This is a genomic window from uncultured Maribacter sp. (genome assembly GCF_947496775.1).
In the GTDB taxonomy this organism is placed as follows: domain Bacteria; phylum Bacteroidota; class Bacteroidia; order Flavobacteriales; family Flavobacteriaceae; genus Maribacter_B.
This window is the reverse complement of record NZ_CANMDU010000001.1, coordinates 44,776-67,665: the sequence shown is the minus strand read 5'-3', so window position 1 is coordinate 67,665 and position 22,890 is coordinate 44,776. Positions and strand designations below refer to the sequence as shown.

At 32.7% G+C, this 22,890-nt stretch carries 25 protein-coding genes; 16 read left to right on the top strand and 9 right to left on the bottom strand.

Annotation, left to right across the window (positions count from 1 at the left end):
• Positions 1 to 19: 19 nt before the first annotated feature.
• The 3 genes from Q0856_RS00325 to Q0856_RS00315 form a co-directional block, all read right to left on the bottom strand.
• Positions 20 to 358, bottom strand: coding sequence for a P-II family nitrogen regulator (locus Q0856_RS00325; protein ID WP_298472798.1), 339 nt, complete (start codon positions 356 to 358; stop codon positions 20 to 22).
• 290 nt (positions 359 to 648) lie between these two features.
• Positions 649 to 1,017, bottom strand: a complete 369-nt coding sequence (gene crcB, locus Q0856_RS00320) for a fluoride efflux transporter CrcB (protein ID WP_298472796.1) — start codon at positions 1,015 to 1,017, stop codon at positions 649 to 651.
• A 16-nt stretch (positions 1,018 to 1,033) separates the two neighbouring features.
• Entirely contained in the window at positions 1,034 to 1,213 is a 180-nt protein-coding gene (locus Q0856_RS00315) for a hypothetical protein (protein ID WP_298472795.1), read from the bottom strand.
• Between the two features lie 356 nt (positions 1,214 to 1,569).
• Here Q0856_RS00315 and Q0856_RS00305 point away from each other — a divergent pair, with 356 nt between their 5' ends.
• Positions 1,570 to 1,956 carry a nucleoside triphosphate pyrophosphohydrolase family protein gene (locus tag Q0856_RS00305; RefSeq protein WP_298472792.1) on the top strand — a complete coding sequence of 129 codons (387 nt, stop codon included), beginning with the start codon at positions 1,570 to 1,572 and terminating at the stop codon, positions 1,954 to 1,956.
• A gap of 68 nt (positions 1,957 to 2,024) precedes the next feature.
• On the opposite strand, the gene Q0856_RS00300 is transcribed toward Q0856_RS00305, so the two are convergent.
• Positions 2,025 to 3,089, bottom strand: a complete 1,065-nt coding sequence (locus Q0856_RS00300) for a branched-chain amino acid aminotransferase (RefSeq protein WP_298472790.1) — start codon at positions 3,087 to 3,089, stop codon at positions 2,025 to 2,027.
• Positions 3,090 to 3,195: 106 nt separating this feature from the next.
• Here Q0856_RS00300 and Q0856_RS00295 point away from each other — a divergent pair, with 106 nt between their 5' ends.
• The 10 genes from Q0856_RS00295 to Q0856_RS00250 all read left to right on the top strand — a co-directional run bounded on the left by Q0856_RS00295 (position 3,196) and on the right by Q0856_RS00250 (position 12,664).
• Positions 3,196 to 3,687 carry a DUF4920 domain-containing protein gene (locus Q0856_RS00295; RefSeq protein ID WP_298501549.1) on the top strand — a complete coding sequence of 164 codons (492 nt, stop codon included), beginning with the start codon at positions 3,196 to 3,198 and terminating at the stop codon, positions 3,685 to 3,687.
• Position 3,688: 1 nt separating this feature from the next.
• Entirely contained in the window at positions 3,689 to 4,357 is a 669-nt protein-coding gene (gene mnmD, locus Q0856_RS00290; protein WP_298501547.1) for a tRNA (5-methylaminomethyl-2-thiouridine)(34)-methyltransferase MnmD, read from the top strand.
• Between the two features lie 118 nt (positions 4,358 to 4,475).
• Complete coding sequence (locus tag Q0856_RS00285; protein ID WP_298501545.1) at positions 4,476 to 5,417, top strand: TIGR01777 family oxidoreductase; 942 nt, start codon at positions 4,476 to 4,478, stop codon at positions 5,415 to 5,417.
• Positions 5,418 to 5,578: 161 nt separating this feature from the next.
• On the top strand, positions 5,579 to 6,130 hold the full coding sequence (locus tag Q0856_RS00280; RefSeq protein WP_298501544.1) for a nucleotide exchange factor GrpE: 552 nt from the start codon (positions 5,579 to 5,581) through the stop codon (positions 6,128 to 6,130).
• A 9-nt stretch (positions 6,131 to 6,139) separates the two neighbouring features.
• Complete coding sequence (gene dnaJ, locus Q0856_RS00275; RefSeq protein ID WP_298472781.1) at positions 6,140 to 7,252, top strand: molecular chaperone DnaJ; 1,113 nt, start codon at positions 6,140 to 6,142, stop codon at positions 7,250 to 7,252.
• Between the two features lie 229 nt (positions 7,253 to 7,481).
• Positions 7,482 to 8,417, top strand: a complete 936-nt coding sequence (locus Q0856_RS00270) for an ATP-binding cassette domain-containing protein (RefSeq protein ID WP_298501542.1) — start codon at positions 7,482 to 7,484, stop codon at positions 8,415 to 8,417.
• A complete protein-coding gene (locus Q0856_RS00265) occupies positions 8,410 to 9,738 on the top strand; it encodes an ABC transporter permease (RefSeq protein ID WP_298501540.1) in 1,329 nt (442 codons plus the stop codon). The genes Q0856_RS00270 and Q0856_RS00265 overlap by 8 nt, the downstream gene beginning before the upstream one ends.
• A 1-nt stretch (position 9,739) precedes the next feature.
• Entirely contained in the window at positions 9,740 to 10,588 is an 849-nt protein-coding gene (locus Q0856_RS00260) for a mechanosensitive ion channel domain-containing protein (RefSeq protein ID WP_298501538.1), read from the top strand.
• Between the two features lie 21 nt (positions 10,589 to 10,609).
• On the top strand, positions 10,610 to 11,491 hold the full coding sequence (locus tag Q0856_RS00255; protein WP_298501536.1) for a DUF6268 family outer membrane beta-barrel protein: 882 nt from the start codon (positions 10,610 to 10,612) through the stop codon (positions 11,489 to 11,491).
• A 9-nt stretch (positions 11,492 to 11,500) separates the two neighbouring features.
• A complete protein-coding gene (locus Q0856_RS00250) occupies positions 11,501 to 12,664 on the top strand; it encodes a sigma-54 dependent transcriptional regulator (protein WP_298472771.1) in 1,164 nt (387 codons plus the stop codon).
• Between the two features lie 8 nt (positions 12,665 to 12,672).
• Here the strand turns inward: Q0856_RS00250 and Q0856_RS00245 are convergent, their stop codons facing one another.
• Positions 12,673 to 13,359 (bottom strand): hypothetical protein, encoded by a 687-nt coding sequence (locus tag Q0856_RS00245; RefSeq protein ID WP_298501534.1) that lies wholly within the window; start codon positions 13,357 to 13,359, stop codon positions 12,673 to 12,675.
• A 192-nt stretch (positions 13,360 to 13,551) separates the two neighbouring features.
• Here Q0856_RS00245 and Q0856_RS00240 point away from each other — a divergent pair, with 192 nt between their 5' ends.
• The 3 genes from Q0856_RS00240 to Q0856_RS00230 all read left to right on the top strand — a co-directional run bounded on the left by Q0856_RS00240 (position 13,552) and on the right by Q0856_RS00230 (position 16,875).
• The gene (locus tag Q0856_RS00240; RefSeq protein WP_298501532.1) at positions 13,552 to 14,433 is read left to right on the top strand and encodes a PPK2 family polyphosphate kinase; all 882 of its coding nucleotides are present in this window, start codon (positions 13,552 to 13,554) and stop codon (positions 14,431 to 14,433) included.
• Complete coding sequence (locus Q0856_RS00235; protein ID WP_298501530.1) at positions 14,426 to 15,829, top strand: M20/M25/M40 family metallo-hydrolase; 1,404 nt, start codon at positions 14,426 to 14,428, stop codon at positions 15,827 to 15,829. The genes Q0856_RS00240 and Q0856_RS00235 overlap by 8 nt, the downstream gene beginning before the upstream one ends.
• A gap of 113 nt (positions 15,830 to 15,942) precedes the next feature.
• The gene (locus Q0856_RS00230) at positions 15,943 to 16,875 is read left to right on the top strand and encodes a peptidylprolyl isomerase (protein ID WP_298472760.1); all 933 of its coding nucleotides are present in this window, start codon (positions 15,943 to 15,945) and stop codon (positions 16,873 to 16,875) included.
• Between the two features lie 601 nt (positions 16,876 to 17,476).
• Here Q0856_RS00230 and Q0856_RS00225 read toward each other — a convergent pair.
• Together Q0856_RS00225 and Q0856_RS00220 are read right to left on the bottom strand one after the other, a co-directional pair.
• Complete coding sequence (locus Q0856_RS00225; RefSeq protein WP_013304911.1) at positions 17,477 to 17,671, bottom strand: cold shock domain-containing protein; 195 nt, start codon at positions 17,669 to 17,671, stop codon at positions 17,477 to 17,479.
• Positions 17,672 to 17,849: 178 nt separating this feature from the next.
• Positions 17,850 to 18,488: a peroxiredoxin gene (locus tag Q0856_RS00220; RefSeq protein WP_298501528.1), complete on the bottom strand. Its 639-nt coding sequence runs from the start codon at positions 18,486 to 18,488 to the stop codon at positions 17,850 to 17,852.
• A gap of 157 nt (positions 18,489 to 18,645) precedes the next feature.
• Between Q0856_RS00220 and Q0856_RS00215 the strand changes: the two genes are divergently transcribed.
• Positions 18,646 to 19,185 (top strand): YfiT family bacillithiol transferase, encoded by a 540-nt coding sequence (locus tag Q0856_RS00215; protein WP_298501527.1) that lies wholly within the window; start codon positions 18,646 to 18,648, stop codon positions 19,183 to 19,185.
• 14 nt (positions 19,186 to 19,199) lie between these two features.
• On the opposite strand, the gene Q0856_RS00210 is transcribed toward Q0856_RS00215, so the two are convergent.
• The gene (locus Q0856_RS00210; protein ID WP_298501526.1) at positions 19,200 to 19,757 is read right to left on the bottom strand and encodes a thioredoxin family protein; all 558 of its coding nucleotides are present in this window, start codon (positions 19,755 to 19,757) and stop codon (positions 19,200 to 19,202) included.
• A 131-nt stretch (positions 19,758 to 19,888) separates the two neighbouring features.
• On the opposite strand from Q0856_RS00210, the gene Q0856_RS00205 reads away from it, so the two are divergent.
• Entirely contained in the window at positions 19,889 to 20,227 is a 339-nt protein-coding gene (locus Q0856_RS00205; protein ID WP_298472742.1) for a tRNA-binding protein, read from the top strand.
• Positions 20,228 to 20,312: 85 nt separating this feature from the next.
• Here the strand turns inward: Q0856_RS00205 and Q0856_RS00200 are convergent, their stop codons facing one another.
• A complete protein-coding gene (locus Q0856_RS00200; RefSeq protein WP_298501524.1) occupies positions 20,313 to 22,844 on the bottom strand; it encodes a M14 family metallopeptidase in 2,532 nt (843 codons plus the stop codon).
• Positions 22,845 to 22,890: the final 46 nt, after the last annotated feature.

Sequence of the window (22,890 nt, the reverse complement as noted above, 5' to 3'; positions counted from 1 at the left end):
TAGTTGTTGGTTAGTTTTTTTAGTTGATTCCTGCGTGACCGCTTTCTTTGGTTCTAATTCTGTATCCTTCTTGGATGTCAGAAACAAATATTTTTCCATCACCAACATTACCTGTGTAGGCAGCTTCTAAAAGTGCATCCACTGTTTTTTGTAAGAAATCGTCGGATACAACTATGGATAGGTATCTTCTTTGTATATCTGCTGTACTGTAAGCGATACCTCTGTATACATGTCCTTGTTTCTCGTTGCCAACTCCTGTTACATCCCAGTAACTAAAAAAGTTAACCTCTATTTGATGTAGTGCCTCTTTGACATCATCAAACTTTGATTTTCTGATAATTGCTTCGATTTTTTTCATGACTAATTTGTTGTTTATGGGGTCAAATATATGTTAAAACAACATACCCCCTAAAAAAATAGGGGGTATGTTGTATATTTTTATTATTTTAATAAATATACCCTGTTAAATTATGGGTTTTATAATTTATAAGTTTAAAATGTGTGAATTTGTTTTGAGAAATTCCTCAATTTTGTGATGGTATAGATAAATTATGGAAGGGTGTACGCATCTAAATCTTCTTTTGTTAGATGTATTCTTTGGACAAAAAAGAGTAAATAATATGTAGAAGGGGCAGAAAGGGAATTAGATTATAGTTTTGATAACCATAACCCTAATGCAATAGAGGCGATACCTATTATTATACTTAATATGGTGTAGATTGTAAAATATAAAAAATCTCCTGTTTTTAGAACAGAATGGCCTTCAAAAGCAAAAGTCGAGAAAGTAGTGAAGCCTCCACAAAAACCAGTGGTTAATAATAGGGTTTGATTTTGAGTTAGGAGGTTGTTTTTAAAAGACAGGCCTAATACAAATCCAATGACTAAGCATCCTATTATATTAACTATAAATGTGCCTAAAAAAATATTATGAAAAAACGAGTTGAAAGTTTTGGATATATAATACCTAAGAACGCTACCTAGGCCCCCACCTAAAAATACAAGCAACAATTGTTTCATACCTTAAAGATATAAACTATACTGCTTTCTTGTACTTTGGATTAGCTAAATCTATTGGATATATTTTGGCGTCTGTGTTATTAGAAAGTTCGCCTTGTCCAGATTTAGATTTTTGGTTTATATTCTTAAGACTAAACAACATCATTATCGCGTTTAGCGCTATTAATACAAAAAGTATGGTAAAGAATGTCATCATTAGTTTATTTTGCCCCTTTAAATGAATAACGCAAAATTACTACGTTTGTTATATTATACGCAGTATTTTGAAATAATGTTGTCAAATCTTACATTTTTGTGGTGTAGGTAATTTAAAAGTTAATATTTGAACATAAACTTAATACAGAAAAGGAATATTAAGAATATGATAAAGGTAATAGCTACCCATTTTACTCCTTTATAGTTTTTGGCATGCATTTTTTTGTCTTTTAAGTAAGAAAACGCAATTATAGCGATAAAAGAGATTGCGAAAAGTCCTGCAAAAATCATTTGCCCTGTACTGAACATATTTTTATATTTTTACGCAAATCTAAGGGAAAACAATAAAAAAATAATATGAAAGATAAAATAGCAGCAGTAGAGTTATTTCATAAGTCATTTGGGCTTGGAGTACGTCAAGACAAAAAGGCGGATTTAGGAGAGGCGAAAAATAAGTTACGTTTTAACCTAATGGATGAAGAAAATAAAGAGTATTTAGAAGCTGCAACTAATAATGATATGGTTGAAGTGGCAGATGCCTTGGGAGATATGTTGTACATATTATGTGGAACTATCTTAGAACATGGTATGCAATATAAGATAGAAGAGGTTTTTGAAGAAATTCAACGAAGTAATATGAGTAAGTTGGGAGCAGATGGCAAACCTATATATAGGGAGGATGGTAAGGTGTTAAAAGGGCCTAATTATTTTAAGCCAAATATTCAGGAGATTTTGGATAAGTAATCTTGTTATTTAGTATAAAAAAAAGGGGCAATTCGCCCCCTTTTTTTTATACTGAATAAATAGAAATATTAAACTTTGTAGCGCCAGCCAAATGTATCCTCAGCTCTATTGTATTGAATATCTGTGATTCTCTTTTTTAATCTTTCAGCAATACTGTCTTCTATTTCTGGTAAATCGTAATCGGTATTTCTAAAACCGAATCCGGCAATAGGAGAAATAACGGCGGCAGTACCTGCACCAAACATTTCTTTAAGAGAGCCATCTTTAGCTGCAGCAACTACTTCCGAAACAGTTATTTTTCTTACTTCAGCTTTAATACCTTCATCTTTGGCAATTTCTAAAATGCTTTTTCTAGTTATTCCATCTAAAATTCTATCGCTTGTTGGGCCCGTAATTAAGGTATCGTTTATACGAACAAAAATATTCATTGCTCCAGCTTCTTCGATATATTCGTGCGTATTATCGTCCGTCCAGATTACCTGATTATAGCCTCTGTCAACAGCCAATTGCGTTGGGTAAAATTGGCCAGCATAATTACCTCCAGCTTTCGCATAACCAACACCACCATTTGCAGATCTAGAGTATTTTTCTTCGATAAGTACTTTTACTTTTCCAGAAAAATAAGCCCCAGAAGGAGCACAAGCAATAATAAACTTGTATTCATTCGCCGGGGAGGCATGGAAGCCTTCTCCAGAGGCAAAAATAAAGGGTCTAATATACAGAGAGCTACCTTCATTTTGTGGAATCCATTCTTTATCAACTTTTAGTAAAGTTTTAAGTCCTTCCATAAAATATTCTTCAGGAATTTCAGGAATAGCCATACGCTTAGCAGAAATATTAAGTCGCTTTTGATTTTCTAAAGGTCTGAATAACCAGATAGTATCTTCTTTGTCTTTGTAAGCCTTCATTCCTTCAAAAATAGATTGGCCGTAGTGGAAAATCTTAGAAGAAGGGTCTAATGTAATAGGTTGGTAGGGTACAACTTTTGGTGCCTCCCAAGCTCCATCCTTATAATCACAGACCAGCATATGATCAGTGAATACACTCCCAAAGGATAAATTATCAAAATCTACCTGATTAATTTTGGATTGTTTTACTTTCTCAATCGTAATGTTTTGTTCTGTAATGTTCATTAGAAAAATGGTTTAAAGAATAAAAATAGAAAAATTTACGAGTTACACTTCCTTTTTTATTTAAAATTAATCAGTTTTGTAAAGTGAAAATTAAATTTTAATAAAAATGAAAAGAATTAACATATTGATTGTGTTATTCGTAACGTGTGTTAATGTATACTCACAAGAAGTTGTATCGGATGAAAATAATACTTTAGAATATTCTTCCTTCGGGGAAAATATAAATACTAAAAAAATGATTTCTTTTGATATGGCGTTGGAAAAATATCAAAAATTAAAGGTGTCAGATACTATAAAGGTGAAATTTTCGGCAACAGTCTCAGATGTTTGTAAGGCTAAAGGTTGTTGGATGAAATTAGATGTAGAAGGTAAGCAGGAAGTTATGGTTCGTTTTAAAGATTATGGCTTTTTTATGCCTAAAGATATTGAAGGAAAAGAAGTAGTAGTAAGTGGCTATGCTTTTGTAGAAGAGATGAGTGTACAAGATCAACAACATTATGCAAAAGATTCTGGAAAGTCAGAAGAAGAAATTGCTAAAATTACAAAAACAAAAAAGACATACGGTTTTATGGCAGAAGGAGTATTATTAAAAAAATAATGTGAAGAGAGAAATAATTACTACAGCGGATGGTTCTAAAACCATTCATATACCAGAATGGAATGAACAATATCATTCCAAACACGGAGCAATACAGGAGGCGTATCACGTTTTTATAAAACATGGGCTGTCTCTATTTTCTAATACGCATCTATCTATTTTAGAGATTGGTTTTGGTACGGGGTTAAATGCTTTAATTACCTGTATGGAGGCTGAAAAACAAAATTTAACTATTGATTATAAAGGAATAGAAGCTTATCCTGTATCTTCGGAAGAATTAAGCTCTTTAAATTATTTAACTGAGTTAAAAGCGGAAGCCTTTTCAAATATTTTTCATAAAATGCATGCAGTTACTTGGGAGAATGAAAATAAGATTACAGAAAAATTTAGGCTAAAAAAAGAACAAAAAGATTTTAGAGAAATAGAAGATAATAATGCTTTTGATTTAATTTATTTTGATGCTTTTGGAGCTCGTGTACAACCAGAATTGTGGACGGAGGAAATTTTTAAAATTATGTTCTTGGCATTAAAAGAAGAGGCATACTTAGTTACTTATTCTGCAAAAGGAAGTGTGCGTAGAGCAATGCAAGCTGTTGGTTTTATTGTTGAAAGATTGCCTGGCCCTCCCGGGAAAAGAGAAATGTTGAGAGGTTATAAAAGCCGAATTTAAGCTCTAAAAAGTTAAAAAGCGAAGGAAGTTATTTGTTTTCTAACAATGAGTTAACATCTATTGTTAAAAGGGTTGTAAAACTATATTCATTAGGGATTAAAACCTATATCTTTGAGGAATGAAAGTCCTAATAACAGGAGCTACGGGTTTGGTTGGTAGAGAGATTGTAGAATGCTGTCTTTCTAAGAACTTTTTGGTACATTATTTAACTACTTCTAGAGATAAAATTGAAAGTACAAAAGAATGTCGAGGTTTTTATTGGAACCCCTCCAAAGGGGAAATAGATGTAAAATGTTTTCTAGGAGTAACATCTATTATAAACTTAGCGGGAAGTTCTATAGCTACCAGGTGGACACCTGAAAATAAAAGACAAATTCTAGACAGTAGAATTAATTCCTTAAAAACGCTGCGTAATGGACTGCAACAATTTGGTGGAGGAGAAATTTCTTCTTTCATTTCTGCATCTGCAATAGGTATTTACCCTAATTCTTTATCAAATTACTATACGGAAGATGAAAAGGAAGTTGATTCCAGTTTTTTGGGAGATGTTGTACGTGCCTGGGAACAAGAAATAGATGCTTTTAAAACGTTTAATTTTGCATTATCTAAAATAAGAATAGGATTAGTTTTGTCCGAAAAAAAAGGTGCATTACCAAAATTACTAAAACCAATACAGCATTATCTTGGGGCAGCCTTTGGTAATGGAGCGCAATGGCAATCTTGGATTCATGTTAAAGATGTAGCAAGAATGTTTTTGTTTGTAATGGAAAACAATTTAGAAGGTATTTTTAATGGTGTAGGACCTAATCCAGTAACTAATACAAAAATGGTAAGAGAAATAGCAAAAGCAGTAGATCGCCCTTTATTTTTACCAAATATACCAGTAATTATTATGCGTTTAATTTTAGGTAAAATGTCTTATCTCTTATTTGCAAGTCAGAGGGTTAGTAGTAAAAAAATAGAAGAAGAAGGTTTTGTGTTTCTGTTTCCGAATATACGTTTAGCTCTTAAAGACTTGTGCGATAGAGTTTCTATTGTATCTACACATAATAAAAAATAGAATTAAAAACTCCTTGTGTGAGGGTTTTTGAGCAAATTTCTCCGATGTAAAATCTTTATTTAATTTTATGTTTTATAAAGTTGCGTGACATTTTGACATTTTTAAAGAATTGGCAGTACTTTTGCCATTTCAAATTTGGTAAATAAAAAGTGACTTAAAAAATGAGTGATAAAAATAAAGAAGAAGAGTTAGAAAACTCTGTTTCTGAAGCACAAGAAAATACAGTGGAGACAGAAGAGGTTTCTGTAGAGCAAGAAGAGGTGTCTGTCGAGGAGCAATTAAAAGAGGATTTAGCAAAAGAAAAAGATAAATTTTTACGTCTTTTTGCTGAATTTGAGAATTATAAAAAAAGAACTTCAAAGGAGAGAATGGATTTGTTTAAAACAGCAGGTCAAGAAGTTTTAGTTTCTTTATTGCCGGTTTTAGATGATTTTGATAGGGCATTAAACGAATTGTCTAAATCAGAAGATAAAGAGTCTTTTAAAGGGGTAGAGCTTATTAATGGTAAATTAAAAGAAACGCTTAAATCTAAAGGGTTAAACGTTATGGAAGTAAAGCAAGGAGATGCTTTTGATGCTGAAATGCATGAAGCTATCACACAGATTCCTGCTCCTAATAAAAAATTAAAAGGCAAAATTATTGATGTAATAGAGAAAGGGTTTATCCTTGGAGAAAAAATAATACGCCATCCGAAAGTGGTTGTGGGTAACTAAAAACTAGGTATGAAAGAAGATTATTATGACATATTAGGTATTAGCAAGAATGCCACAGCTGCAGAGATAAAAAAAGCATATCGAAAAAAAGCGGTTCAACATCACCCAGATAAAAATCCTGGAGACGCAAAAGCGGAAGAGTTATTCAAAAAATCTGCTGAAGCATATGAGGTTTTAAGTAATGCGGATAAAAAAGCAAGATATGACCAGTTCGGGCATGCTGCTTTTGAAGGCGGAGCTGGCGGAGGCGGAGGCTTCGGCGGAGGTATGAATATGGATGATATCTTTAGTCAGTTTGGAGACATATTTGGCGGAGGTGGTTTCGGAGGCTTCGGAGGTGGCGGAGGTCAGCGTAGAGTTAAAGGAAGTAACTTAAGAATTCGCGTAAAACTAACTTTGGAAGAAATAGCCAATGGAGTAGAGAAAAAAGTAAAGGTTCGTAGAAAAAAACAAGCATCAGGAGTTACCTATAAAACATGTGGTACTTGTGGCGGTCGAGGACAAGTAACTAAAATACAAAATACAATCTTAGGTAGAATGCAAACTTCAGCAGCGTGTAGTAGTTGTGGAGGGAGCGGGCAGATTATTGATAAAAGACCTAGTGATGCTGATGCGCAAGGATTAAAAGTAGAAGAAGAAACGGTATCTATAAATATTCCTGCAGGTGTAGAAGAAGGAATGCAACTAAAAGTTCCTGGTAAGGGTAACGAAGCTCCAGGTAATGGTGTCTCTGGGGATTTATTAGTGGCTATAGAAACAGAAGATCATGCTACTCTAAAAAGAGAAGGAGATAATTTACATTACGATTTGTATATAAGTATATCGGAGGCTGTTTTAGGAACATCAAAAGAGATTGATGCCGTAGGAGGGCAGGTACGTATAAAATTAGAATCTGGCATTCAATCTGGAAAGATATTACGTTTGCGAGGTAAAGGTATATCTAGTATTAATGGATATGGAAGCGGAGACTTATTAGTACATGTAAATGTTTGGACTCCCAAAGAATTAAATAAAGAGCAAAGAGAGTTTTTTGAGCGTATGAGGGACAATGATAATTTTGAGCCTAAGCCCGAAAAATCTGATAAATCTTTCTTCGAAAAAGTGAAGGATATGTTCTCATAACTGCGTTTTATTAGGTATTAAATAAAAAACGTATATTTGAGATAATATTGATTTTATCAATATTAATTTTCTTTTTCATAGCAATTTTTTCCCATCCTTGATTTGTTTTAAGGGTGGGTTTCTTTTTTTTAGATTCCTAAAAGGAGGAAATATTCAAAATATGGTCTTAAAGTTTCATAAAAAAGAAATGCTTTTAAAGCATTTCTATATCTTTGGTAAAAAGGCTTACATGAATAATATTTTGGTTACTAAAGAGGTTACCAAACATTTTGGAAAACATATTGCTCTAAATAATGTTTCCTTAGAAATCCCTAGAAATAGTATTTATGGATTACTTGGTCCTAATGGAGCGGGAAAAACAACATTGATACGTATAATTAATCAAATTACATATCCAGATTCTGGAAAAGTGTATTTTGATGGGAAAGAATTAATGCCAGAGCATATAGCGCAAATTGGCTACTTGCCAGAAGAAAGAGGGTTATATAAAAGTATGAAGGTTGGCGAGCAGGCTTTGTATTTAGCGCAGTTAAAGGGATTAAGCAAAACAGAAGCTAAAAAACGATTAAAATATTGGTTTGATCGTTTTGAAATAGGAGAATGGTGGAATAAAAAAATTCAAGAGTTATCCAAAGGAATGGCTCAAAAAATACAATTTATAGTTACTATTTTGCATAAGCCAAAGTTGTTAATTTTCGATGAACCATTTAGTGGTTTCGACCCAATAAATGCGAATATTATTAAAGAAGAAATAATAAACCTTAAAGAAAAAGGTACTTCTATAATTTTTTCTACTCATAGAATGGAATCCGTTGAAGAGTTGTGTGAGCATATAGCATTAATACATCAATCAGAAAAAATATTAGATGGAAGACTATCTGATATAAAAAAAGAGTATAAAAACAATATATATAATGTTGGTATGCATACGGAAAAAGGGGAAGCATTATTAGAAGAGTTATCGCAGAAGTTTCATATTATATCTTCAGAAAATAATCAGAGCGAGCAACAGTTAAAATTTGAGATTCAATTACCCGAAACAGATTCGGGGGAAATACTGGCCTATTTAGCTACCAAAGGAAACCTAAATAATTTTGTGGAAACTATTCCTTCAGCTAACGAAATTTTTATAAGAACGGTACAAAGTAAAAGTATAAATGAATAAACTTTCGCTGATAATAAAAAGGGAATATTTAGCAAAAGTCCGCAATAAATCATTTGTTGTGATGACATTTTTGAGCCCTATACTTATGGTGGGCATGGTGGTTTTGATTACCTATTTAGCAAAGGTAAATGATAACGAAAAACAAATAATTGCCCTTTTAAATGAAAGCGACTATTTTTCTAACGAGTTTTTAACTACAGAGGGGACTTCTTTTATTCATTACCATAATATTACACTAGAAGAAGCTAAAGATTCTACCATGCATATGGGCTATTCTGGACTGCTCTATATTCCCAACGAAGTTGATTTAGAAAAAGTTACTGCGCGTTCTTTTTTTTATAGTAAAGATTCTCCCAGCACCAATTTAGTGGATCGTTTAGAATTGGTTTTTCAAGAAAGATTAAGGCAGCGTAGATTGCAAGATCTTGGCGTATCAGCGAAGCAATATGCAAATATGGAAGCTGCTTTTGAGATGAATATTGCATCCTTTAATGGTAAAGAAAATGTAAAAGGTGTAAATGAAATTAAAGCTTTCATTGGCGGTGCTTTTGGTTATTTAATAATGATGTTTATTATCATTTATGGCGGATTTGTAATGCGTAGCGTTATTGAAGAAAAGACTAGTAGAATTATAGAGGTAATTATTTCGTCTGTAAAACCTTTTCAGCTAATGTTAGGCAAAATAATAGGAACTTCTTTGGCAGGCATAACGCAGTTTGTTATCTGGGTAATTTCAGGCGGAATATTAATGCTTGTCGCTTTTTCGGTGTTAAATATAGAGCTGTCTGCTTTGAGTAATGGCGCAGAATTGGTATCTAGTATACATCCAGATGTAGTTACTCCGGATCAGAGTTTACAGTTATATGCACAAGAAATATTAGATATTCCGTGGTTGTTGTTAATTGGTTTTTTTCTGGTTTATTTTGTACTAGGATATTTAATTTATAGCTCCATTTATGCAGCTATTGGCGCAGCTGTTGATAATGAAACAGATACGCAGCAATTTATTTTTCCTATAATAATGCCACTTATGTTGGCAATTTATGTGGGATTCTTTTCTGTATTTAGCAATCCCCATGGGCCAATTGCAGTCGGCTTTTCTTTATTTCCATTAACATCACCAATAGTTATGCTAATGAGGCTGCCCGGGGGTGTTGGTGACGGAGGTGTTCCTTGGTGGCAATTAATGACTTCTATTTTTTTATTGATGTTAACTTTTATAGGAATTGTATGGGTCGCAGCAAAAATATATCGAGTAGGTATTTTAATGTACGGAAAAAAACCAACATATAAGGAATTGTATAAATGGCTAAAATATTAGTATGGATAAACTGCAAGGTTTTTTTGGTTCTATAAAAGATATATTGTCTATAGAAATTTATTCTAGCGATAGTGGTCATGTAACTTTAAGCACATTTCTAGTAATAATTATAGCAATAATTATAGTTACTTATTTACTTAAAATAATTAACAAAATACTAGTAGTAAAGTTACCAGAAGAAGATAAAAATAAATTCACAAGTATTTTCGGTTTCTTAAAATACTTGTGCTACATACTAGTAGTATTATCCATTTTGCATTCTTCTGGAATAAATCTAACTGTTTTGTTAACGGCCTCTGCGGCATTGTTTGTTGGGCTTGGTTTTGCCTTACAATATTTGTTTCAAGATATTCTTTCGGGGATATTAATAATCTTGGACCAATCTTTGCATGTTGGGGATATTATCGAGGTAGAGAATAAAGTTGGACGCGTTTTTGAGATTAGATTGCGTACAACAAGAGCATTAACAAGAGACGATAAGGTAATTGTAATTCCTAATCACAAATTTTTAACAGATAGTATTTATAACTATACACAAAATCATAAAACAACAAGAGAAACCGTAAAAATTGGGGTGGCATACGGAAGTGATGTTCAGTTGGTAACAGCTTTACTGTTAGAAGTTGTAACAGAGCAAAAGAGTATTTTAAATAATCCAAAACCTTTTGTTTTGTTCGAGGATTTTGGAGATAGCGCTTTATTATTTTCTGTTAACTTTTATATTAAAGATAGTTTTAATGATCCTATTTTAAAGAGCGAAGTTAGGTATGGTATCGATGCAAAATTTAGAGAGAATAATATTAGTATTCCTTTTCCGCAAAGAGATGTTCATATTATTAATACAAAATAGAATTGTTGCTAAAGGGTAAAAATGAAAATGGATATGCGTAAAAGAGGGAGTTTTTTTATTTTGTTCTTTGTGTTGACTATTGCCGTAAGTCAAACGCCAGATATTTTTAGAGCAGAATATATGTTAATGCCTAAAAATGATTTGGATGTAAAAACATCTAGAATAAAACTATTGGTAAACGCACCAATAAATGTTTTTAAAGATGATATTTTGGTGATTGGGGCAGAATACAATCAATATGATTATGAAATTCCTGCAATACTTACTGAAGACGCACAAGAAGCTTTAGCAAAGTTTTATGTTGTAGATTTTAATCTAGGGTATGTATATAAGTGGAACGAAGAATGGCGACTTATTGGTTTAGTAACGCCAAGATGGGCGTCTAATTTCACAGATGAGTTTGATGAAAGAGCATTTACGGTTAATGCAACAGCGGGGGTTTTTCAAGATAAAAAAAATATAGAAAAACCTTTTCGATTAGTGTTAGGTTTATCATACAATAGTTCATCTCCTATACGAGTTCCTTTACCGGTAATTTATTATGAAAAAAGATTTCATGAGAATTGGGCCTATACTTTAGGGGTGCCAAAAACGGGATTAAAATATATTACAAAAAAGAATCATTTTTTTCAAACAGAATTAATTTTAGATGGTTATTACGTAAATATTCAAAACGATATTTTGTTAGCAGATAATAGTACCTCTACAGATGTGTCATCTACCTCATTTTTGATTACTTTAGGATATCAATATAAATTTACCAAAGATGTTTCGTTTTATTTAATGGGCGGACATAGTATAATACAAAATGGAACGTTAAGAGATACAGATAGGAACAGTATTTTTACTTTAAATAATGAACCTGGGTTGTATTTAAGAACAGGAGTAAGGATAGGAATTTAAATAAAACATATGTCAAGAATATTAGTAATAGAGGATGAAGCTTCCATTAGAAGAGTATTAGTGAAGATACTTTCGGAAGAAAATGATACTTATACTGTGGAAGAGGCAGAAGATGGTTTACGCGGAATAGAAACCATTAAAAATAAGGATTATGACTTGGTATTATGTGATATTAAAATGCCTAAAATGGATGGTGTTGAGGTGTTAGAGGCTGCCAGAAAGATAAAGCCAGAAATTCCTTTTATTATGATTTCGGGCCATGGAGATTTAGATACAGCAGTTAATACAATGCGTTTAGGGGCTTTTGATTATATTTCTAAACCGCCAGATTTAAATCGTTTACTAACAACAGTTCGTAACGCTTTGGATCGTAAAGAATTAGTCGTAGAGAATAAAAAACTCAAGAAAAAAGTAAGTAAGAATTACGAAATGATTGGGGAAAGTAGCGAAATAGCTACTATTAAAGAAATGATAGAAAAGGTTGCGCCTACAGATGCCCGTGTTTTAATTACAGGATCTAACGGAACCGGAAAAGAATTAGTAGCACATTGGCTACATGAAAAAAGCCCTCGCAGTGCGGCACCTTTTATAGAAGTTAATTGTGCAGCAATACCATCAGAATTAATAGAAAGTGAGTTATTTGGACATGTTAAAGGAGCATTTACTTCAGCGGTAAAGGATAGAGCAGGTAAGTTTGAAGCAGCTAACAAGGGGACCATATTTTTAGATGAAATTGGTGATATGAGTCTTTCTGCTCAAGCAAAGGTTCTTAGAGCTTTACAAGAAAATAAAATATCTAGAGTAGGTACTGATAAAGATATAAAAGTAGATGTTAGAGTTTTAGCGGCAACGAACAAAGATTTAAAAAAAGAAATAGCGGAGGGTAAATTTAGAGAAGATTTATACCATAGATTGGCAGTTATTTTAATTAAAGTTCCAGCCTTAAATGATAGACGAGAGGATATTCCTTTATTAATAGAGCATTTTTCCAAAAAAATAACTTCGGAACAAGGTGTTTCTCCGAAAAAGTTTTCGACCAAAGCAATTAGCCTTTTAAAAAGCTATGATTGGACAGGAAATATAAGAGAGCTACGGAATGTAGTAGAACGCTTAATTATTCTAGGAGGTGTAGAGGTAACAGAGGAAGATGTAAAACTATTTGCGAGTAAATAGTAGTAGTATTACTTACAATTTTTAAGTTGTTCTATTGCTTGTGATGTAATTTCTTTGGTGCGCAAATTATAATATTTTTTGCCTTCCGATAAATTGGGTTTTAACAGTTGCTCTTCGCAATGCTCATATATTTGCGTGGCGTAGTTTAAAGCATCTTTGCAATCCACATTTTTTACAATGTTAGTTAAAGACGCTTCATATTTAATAAGAGAAGAGTCAATTTTTCTATGTAAATAAATACCTTTTGGTCCGGCTTTAGATTTTTTAGAGTTTGTAACATTTACTGTATTTAATTCTAAAACATCACTAGCATAATTGCTATCATGCAATTCGTGTTTTTCTAAAGCTTCTAAGCTACCTATAGTTTTTTCTAATGAACGATTTAAGAAAATTCGAGTACTTCTTAAGGTGTTTGCTTTAGTGGCTAAAACTAAATCTTTAAAACTATCTTCCATACTAGTTGCTGCATAATCACAGCCACAAGTATTTAATTGTTCTTTATTGTTTTCAATTGCCCTTATTGCTTTATAGGTATAATATCTAGAGATATTAATGTCTTCCTCGTTAATAGCTTTTTGCGTTTGTGTTTTTACAAAACCAATATTAGAACCAGCATATTCGCAAGGTTTTACAGGCCTAAATGAAGAAAATAGACTTAAGGCAAATGCTATAATGATAAAGTAAGAATACTTCATAGGTAAAATTTATAAATGTAAAATTTGGGACTCTTTACATTGTAAAATTACATATACTCCATGTATTATTTGTAGTTATTCGATGGAATGCAGGTTTATTTCGACGAGCCTGTTAAACAGGAGTAATTACCAGATGAAAGTATGTTTCTTTTACATTTTATACCTTTAAAGAAATTAAAATATATTTCTAAAATGAATAGTAAAGTAACATCAGAAACCTATAAAGCGCAGCTTCCTTTAACTCTTAGAAACAGGCCTACTCTTGAAAATTTAGATATGTCTGATAAAGAGTTAAAAAAAACTTTGAAAGCAATAAGAAGAACCTTAGGGGAACTGCAAGATGTTTTTTATGCTCATGATAAATATGGTGTTCTTATCTGTTTACAGGGGATGGATACTTCTGGTAAAGATAGTTTAATTCGAGAAGTTTTTAAAGATTTTAATGTTAGTGGAGTAGAGGTGCATAGTTTTAAAGTGCCGACGGAATTAGAATTAAGCCATAATTATCTATGGCGACATTATATAGCTTTGCCGGCCAAAGGTAAATTCGGAGTGTTTAATAGAACACATTACGAAAATGTTTTGGTAACAAGAGTACATCCAGAATATATTATGGGAGAAAACATACCGGGTATTCATTCTGTAGCAGATATAAATCAAGAGTTTTGGGACGAACGTTTTAAACAAATAAATGATTTTGAAAGGACGTTAACTAAAAATGGAACTATTGTGTTTAAATTTTTCCTTAACCTATCCAAAGAAGAACAACGTCTTAGACTATTGAGAAGATTAGCAATAAAAGAAAAGCATTGGAAATTTTCTCCTGGAGATTTAAAAGAGCGTAAACTTTGGGATACGTATCAAGATTGTTATGAAGAGGCAATTAATAATACAAATAAAGAGCATGCCCCATGGTACGTAATACCTGCAGATAATAAAAAAGCTGCAAGAGTAATTGTAGCAAGTATCTTACTAGAAGAGTTAAAAAAATACAAAGATGTTATGGAGCCTGAGTTAGATGATAAAATAATGTCTAAATTAGACACTTACCAAAAGGAATTAGAAAATGAATAAAATTAAAACACTTTTATATATTCTATTATTTACTATTGCAAATGTCAATGCACAAAACGTAGATGAAAAGCAAATAAAAAGTATTTATGATGCTGCTTTAACAAAAGGGCAAGGGTATGACTGGCTTAACTATTTGTCCAATCAAATAGGAGGTAGATTATCTGGCTCCATACAGGCCCAGCAAGCAGTTGAATATACCAAATCGGAATTAGATTCTTTGGGTTTAGATAGAGTCTGGTTACAGCCAGTAATGGTTCCAAAATGGGTTCGTGGCACCCCTGAATTTGCATATTTTGAAACTTCTCCTGGGCACACAACTAATGTTCCAATTTGTGCATTAGGAGGTTCTGTAGCTACACCTCAGAAAGGTATTAAAGCTGGTGTTATAGAGGTGCAAGGGATTGAAGAATTAAAAACTTTAGGTAAAGAAAAAATTAAAGGAAAAATTGTTTTTTTTAATAGACCAATGGAGGCTACTTTAATAAGTACGTTCCAATCCTATTCGGGCTGCGTGGATCAAAGATACTCTGGAGCGGCAGAAGCTGGTAAATATGGTGCATTAGGAGTAATTGTACGTTCTGTAAATTTAAGATTAGACGATTTTCCGCATACTGGCTCTATGGGGTATGGGGAAACTCCTGTTAATCAAAGAATTCCCGCAGCAGCAATAAGTACCAATGGGGCTGAATTATTAAGTACTACCTTAAAACTTAATCCAGAGATTAAATTTTATTTTAAACAGAATTGCAAACAGTTTAATGATGTAGAATCTTATAATGTTATTGGAGAGATAAAAGGAACAACTTACCCAGATGAAGTTATGATTGTTGGAGGGCATTTAGATTCTTGGGATTTAGGAGATGGCTCTCATGATGATGGGGCAGGAGTAGTGCAGAGTATGGAGGTTTTACGATTATTAAAAGAAACGGGATATAAGCCTAAACGTACATTAAGAGTGGTATTGTTTATGAATGAAGAAAACGGCCTACGTGGGGGTAATAAGTATGCTGAAGTTGCTAAAAGTAAAAAAGAAAAACATGTTTTTGCATTAGAAAGCGATGCAGGTGGATTTACTCCAAGGGGATTTTCTTTCGACTGTTCTGAGGCTAATTTTAAACAGGTACAGAGTTGGAAAACCTTATTTGAACCCTACCTTATTCATATGTTTGTTAAAGGAGGAAGTGGAGCAGATATTGGGCCTTTAAAAAATGATGAAATGGTTCTCGCGGGTTTAAGACCAGATTCGCAAAGGTATTTTGATCACCACCATGCCGAAAATGATACATTTGAACATGTAAATCAAAGAGAATTACAGTTAGGGGCGGCAACTATGGCAAGTCTTGTATATCTTTTTGATACTTACGGTGTAAAAATGCCTCCTAAAATTAAAGGATAGTTGTAGTAAAGTGAAGGAATGTTACTAGTATAGAATAACTGTATTTAGAAAAAGAGCTAGTAGTAAAGAAATCTAAAAATTAGTATCTTTGCCGCTCATTTAAAAACAGCATTATGCAAGACGGCATTTACGCAAAATTCAATACTACAAAAGGTGAGATTTTAGTAAAACTCACACATGATAAAACACCAGGAACTGTTGGTAACTTTGTTGCTTTAGCAGAAGGTAAAATGGAAAACAAAGCAAAAGCAGCAGGAGAGCCATATTATGATGGATTATCTTTTCATAGAGTAATTCCAGATTTTATGATTCAAGGTGGCTGTCCTCTAGGTACAGGTACTGGAGACGCAGGTTATAAATTTGATGACGAGTTTCATCCAGAATTGCAACATGCCGAACCAGGGGTGCTTTCTATGGCTAATGCAGGTCCTGGAACTAACGGATCGCAATTCTTTATTACACACATTGCTACACCTTGGTTAGACAACAAACATACCGTTTTTGGACATGTTGCGGCTGGACAAGAAGTAGTAGATGCTGTTGCTCAGGGAGATACAATAGATAGTTTAGAAATTGTACGAGTAGGAGCAGAAGCAGAAGCTTGGGATGCATTACAGGCATTTAAAACTTTTGCAAGTTCTGGAGAAGAGAGAAAGGCAACTGAAAAAGCACGCCAAGCGGCCGAATTAGATAAAGTAGCTGCTGGTTTTGATGAAACGGAAAGCGGTTTGCGTTATAAAATGATTCAGAATGGAGAAGGGGCAAAAGCGGAAAGTGGAAAAAAAGTATCGGTGCACTATGAAGGTTCCCTTTTAAGTGGCCAAGTTTTCGATTCTTCTTATAAACGTAATGAACCAATAGACTTCCAATTAGGAGTAGGACAAGTAATCCCAGGATGGGATGAAGGTATTTCTTTATTAAAAGTCGGTGATAAAGCTCGTTTTGTTATACCATCTAACCTTGCGTACGGTAGTGCAGGTGCTGGAGGAGTTATCCCTCCAGATGCTACTTTAATTTTCGACGTTGAGTTAATGGGGGTAGGATAGTATACTAAATTTCACAATATGCGTAAGAAGTGCTTTTTCATTTGAAAAAGCACTTCTTTTTTATTAGGGTATTTGTATTTTAATTTCTGATATTAAATGGAGTATAGTAATATACATTGGATATTTAGAAAGCTGTTCTTTTATTTTTGATTTTTAAAGCTTAAGATAAAAAGAATAAAGTTTAATAAAAGAAGAATAAATAATATGCTAAAGAAGGTTGTCATTATATTTTTTTAGGGTGGCTACGCCAATAGCTGTTTGTTTATATAACAACTACATAGAGTAATACCCTACTTGCAATCTTAAAAATGTATATTATTTTTTAGCCTTGCCTACGCTAAGAAGTAATAGTACTAAATTCACAAAAAGTAAAACAAATAAAATACCAAAAAAGGTTGTCATAATAAGGATTTAGTTCAGTTGGGGAACTTATCTTGTTTATGGTTAGATAAACAAAAGTCAAAAGGTTGCGTGTTTTTTTTACAAACTTACAAAAAAGTAATAAAAAACTTACGCATAATGATGTTTTAGAAAATATTAGAGCAAAGAAAAGCCCAAACTTATGTTTGGGCTTTTACTATAAAAAAGTTAAATACGTTACCTAGTCAACAACTTTCACATTAACGGCGTTTAATCCTTTTTTACCCTGTTGTAGTTCAAATTCTACAACATCACCTTCACGAACTTCATCGATTAAGCCAGAAATGTGTACAAAATGATCTTCGTTTGAACCATCTTCAGTGATGAAACCATAACCTTTGGAATCGTTGAAGAATTTTACTGTTCCTTTACTCATAATACTAAATATTAAATAATTATTAAAGTACAAATATACTGTTAAATAATTAATTGTAAGATTTTTAGTAAGTTATCTTTGAGTTATCTGAATTTAAAAAATAAATATAAGCTCGTTTTTTAACAATAATCACACTTTTTGGTGTGTGTTTAGAATTCAATTTGTGGTTTGTAATGAATTAAGCCGTTGGATCAGGCGTCATTCGTAAATAAGGTTTTATTTCATTTACTCCTTTATTAAACATTTTAATCGCTTCTGGTGTTGGTATTGCTGGACTAACCACTACATCTTCTCCATTTTTCCAATTAGCAGGAGTAGCGACTTTATGATTTGCGGTTAATTGTAAGGAGTCTATAACCCTCAATAATTCATAAAAATTACGCCCGGTTGAAGCTGGGTAGGTTAAAGTAAGTTTTATAGTTTTATCAGGAGCAATAATAAATACGGAACGGACTGTTAGAGTACTGTCAGCATTTGGATGAATCATATCATATAAATCGGATACTTTTCTGTCTTCATCTGCTAATATGGGAAAGTTAACGGTAGTTTCTTGAACTTCATTAATGTCTTTAATCCATTCTATGTGAGATTGCGCTCCATCTACACTTAAAGCTAACATTTTTACATTACGTTTATCAAACTCTCCTTTAAAGTTAGAAGCTGTTCCTAATTCCGTAGTACACACTGGAGTAAAATCCGCCGGATGCGAAAATAATATTCCCCATGAATCGCCTAAATATTCGTATAAATTAATAATCCCTATAGAACTATCTACTGTAAAATCTGGGGCTGTATCTCCTAATCTAAGTGTTGCCATTTTTTTTTAATTAAAAATTGTCCTATAAAATTAGTAGATTAATAATTATTAATAGAAAAATGAAGTTAAAACTGTATTAAAATTTACTTTAATTTTTAATTTAATAATAAATGAGGGTCTTTTTCTTTTGGAATAAAGAACTTTCTATATTTAGAGTATGGAAGAAAATATAAAGCAATTACAATATCCTATAGGTCATTTTAAATTTCCGAAAATAGTTTCTGATGAATTATTAGAGGAATGGATTACACAATTAGAAAATTTACCATCTGATTTAACAGAATTAGTAAAAGATTTTTCTGAAGAACAGCTTTCTACCCCATATCGAAACGGAGGGTGGACTGTTAAGCAATTAATTCATCATATTGCAGATAGTCATCACCATAGTTATACTCGTTTTAAATGGGCTTTAACAGAAGATAAGCCATTAATCAAAGCGTATGAGGAAAAAGATTGGAGTCGATTGTTAGATGCTAATACGGCACCTATTAATTTGTCTTTAAGTTATTTAAGTGCGTTACACGCTAAAATAGTATACCTTTTAAAGGGTTTGTCTTCTGAAGATTTAAGCAAAAGTTATATGCACCCTGAAGGTAATGTAGAGGTTTCTGTTTTGGAAAATATTGGTAAATATGCTTGGCATGGCAAACACCATTATACCCATATTAAGGCTTTGGTGGAGAGAAAAGGGTGGTAGTTTTTATTGAAAGCCTAATTTTTCCATTTTATATTGCACCCAATACTTGGTTTTTGAATAGAAGAAACTGGCTTTTTTTCTAATAGATTATTCATAGCATTTTTTAAGTCAGTGCCTGTTACAGGAATTTCATTTCCTGGTCTAGAATCATCTAGTTGTCCTCTGTAAACTAATTTGAGACTTTTGTCGAAAAGAAAAATATCGGGAGTGCAAGCTGCGTCGTACGCTTTAGCTACGTTTTGCGTTTCATCATATAGATAGGGAAAAGGATATTTTTCTTCTTCCGCAAGCTTTTTCATTAAATGTGGTGCATCTTGCGGATAATTAATGACATCATTACTAGAAATGGCAATGAAACGAATTCCTTTCTTTTGATAATTATTCGCTATTTCTACAATTGTTGCGTTTATATGTATTACAAAAGGGCAGTGATTGCAAATAAAAAGAATTACGGTCCCTTCTTTACCTTTGCAATTAGAAAGACTTTCCTTCTTGTCAGAAACGGTGTTTAATAAATCAAAATCTGGAGCTACCGTGCCTAACGGAAGCATATTACTCGGTGTTCTAGCCATAGTGTAAAAACAATGAATGAGAGAATAAAGTTAAAAGTATTCAATGGATTATTTGTCATGCGCTTAAGCTTTTTTTAAATTCAAAAATGTTTTAATGATTAAAGAATGTTAAAATGTTATAGCTTATAATAATGAAAGAATTAATTAATTGGAATGATTTTTCTAAAATTGATATGCGAGTTGGCACTGTTATTACTGTATTTAATTTTCCGGAGGCAAAAAATCCCTCATATAAATTAGAAATAGATTTTGGTGAAGAAATTGGAGTTAAAAAAACCTCGGCTCAAATAACGAAAAAGTATACTAAAGAAGATTTATTAGGAAAACAAGTAATAGCTGTTGTTAATTTCCCAAGGAAACAAATAGCAAATTTCATGAGTGAATGTCTAATTTTGGGAGCAGTAGAAGGAAAAGATGTTATTCTTTTGCAACCAGCAAGTAGTGTTTCTAACGGACTTAAAATTTCGTAGTTACATCTATGTAAAACTTAGGTAATTCTAAAAGAAAATTCCTCTTTTAAATTAAAAAAAATAAAAGAGGAATCTATATATTATTCTACATCATTTGTCCAAAGAAAATGGCGTTCATTAGTAGTTTATTAGTGCCGTACCAAAAAGCTCTAAAATTGGTGTTATCCGTAAAAACAACAACACGCCCTTTTCCTAATTTTTTTACTTGAAAAGGAGCAGAACCTTTTACTAGGTTTAACTTTTCTTTAGAAATATAGCCACTTAATAAAGGTTTTTTTGAGTAGAGTATAGGGTTGTTATAACTATTCTTGTCTGGTTTAATATAAGTGTTTGTATTTCTAAATATAGCTAATTGCTTGTTTTTGTAGCCATAATTTATAGGATGTGAACGATCTAAGTTGGTTTCGAAAATAGCACCTCCGGTTACTTGCGCGCCAAAGAAATCTCCTTTTTGGTCGAATGCAATATTTTTAGCAACTAATGTGTCGCTTTTAAAATGGAGCTTAATAATTTCGTTGTTATTTAGCCATTTAGCAACATTTCTATAACCAATTAATGTTCCTCCATTTTTCACCCATTCTTTTAATTTTTTTGCATACTCTTTGTTTATTGGATTAACACCCCATGAACTCATACTAGGCATAATAATATCCGTATAATTGCTTAAATCTGTAGATGCAAAATATTCAGTATCTATTTTGGTAATGGGTATTTTGTAGCGTGTATCGAACAAATGCCATATTTCACCAGCATCATAAGAACGTATACCATTCCCTACAAGAATTGCAATATTTTGTTTTTTTATGGGGTCAAAGTCATTACTTCCAAGGTCAATACCCTTAGTAAGACCTGTGCTTACACCAGTGATATTTAAATGACTGGAGTTTGCTACTTTTTGTAAAAATATATGTAAGTCATTAGCGTTTAAGTTCTGGTTTTGTACAGGAACCATAATGGTGCCATAATCATATGTTTTTCCTTCTAAAGTAAAAGGGGATTTTGCAACTTTAGCTCGAATTCCTTTTTTTGTTATTTCTTCTAACGCCTTTGGAGTATAATATTCATTCCATTCAAATAAATACGCGTAGTTACTTTTACTACTAACGGAACCAGTTATAGCTTTTAATTGTGTTATTTCTGTACCTACATTAGCTAAAGAATTTACTTTAGCGTAATCTACATTAAAGGCTAAAGGAAAAGTCCAAGCAGAAATATCATAAAACAAACTATCTGTAAATGTGGTTCGTTTCTCGAACATAGCTTTAATTAGCTTATGGTTCTTTTGATGCATAGGTACCACATAACTATTTTCTTTTTTATACCATTTACCGTGGATAGTAGCGTCTTCTTTTAATTGATGAAACTCAATTTTTTGGCGTTGCAATATTTCTGCTAAGTGCCATGTTTTAGCTGCATCTTTAGAATCTCCAAAAACAATAGCTTTTGTTTTACTTTTTAAGCCTTCAATGCGAGTGTTTTTATAAAAGTCTTTTTGATAGTTTAATATTTTAACACGCATATTTTTAGCAGCTTCTATTGTGGAGCATGCTGTTGTGAATTGGTTGCGAATAGTAAAAGGGAATGTTAGTAATCCGTTTTCACTATTTTGAGCATGCCCTCTGGAGCTTCCCTGTTCAAATAAAATACCTATGCTGCCATTAGCATCTGGGAATGTAGAACCTTTACCATAGTAGTAATCGTCATAATTTTCTTCGGAATAGTATAGAGAGCCTATTTTATCTAAAGCTTTAGCGTGGTAGGAGCCAATTTCTGCGGTTAATTCTTGATTTAGCTTGGGAGTTAACGGATGAACTCGAGTAGGCTCTCCTGGTTGAAAAAAGAAGGTGGAGTTGGTGCCCATTTCATGGTGGTCAGTTAAAATGTTAGGGAGCCATTTGTGAAAACTCTCTATACGAGCTCTACTCTCGGGTAATTGTACAGGAAGCCAATCTCTATTCATATCAAACCAGTAATGATTCGTTCGTCCTCCTGGCCATACTTCATGAAATTCCCTGTCATTGTTATCTGCTATTAAATTTTGACTCTTGTTGGTGTTTGCCCAATAAGCAAAACGCTGCAAACCATCAGGATTAAAAGAGGGGTCTATTAAAATAACTAAATCATTTAATAGCTCTTGTATTATCGAGCCTTCTGCTGCGGCTAAATAATAGGCATAAGCCAGACTGGCATTGGAGCCACTTGCTTCATTACCATGAATTGAGAAACCTTGGTAAACTACAAGAGGCATGGTTGCTGTGGAGATAGTACTGCTTCCTTCCTCAGTTAATGCAATATGTTCTTTTCTTATTTTTTCTAAATTTTGATGGTTTTCGGGGGAGGTTATAGTTAATAAAAGAATTGGACGACCTTCAAAAGTGGAACCTCTATTTTCTATGCTTATACGATCACTAACTTTTGCTAAGGTTTGCATATAAAACATTAGTTTGTCATGAGTAACATGCCATTCTCCAACTTCATGCCCTATAATTTCTTTAGGTGTAGGGATTTTTTTGTTGTAAGTAACCCCTTGAGGTAAATAATAGCTAAGGTCTAAAGGATCTTGCGCGTAACAGATAAAAGTTGCTAGCACGAAGAAAAAAGAATAAATTTTTTTCATTTGTAAGTTTTTAATTAGTCGTTTATAAAAATAAAAAACGGCTCTT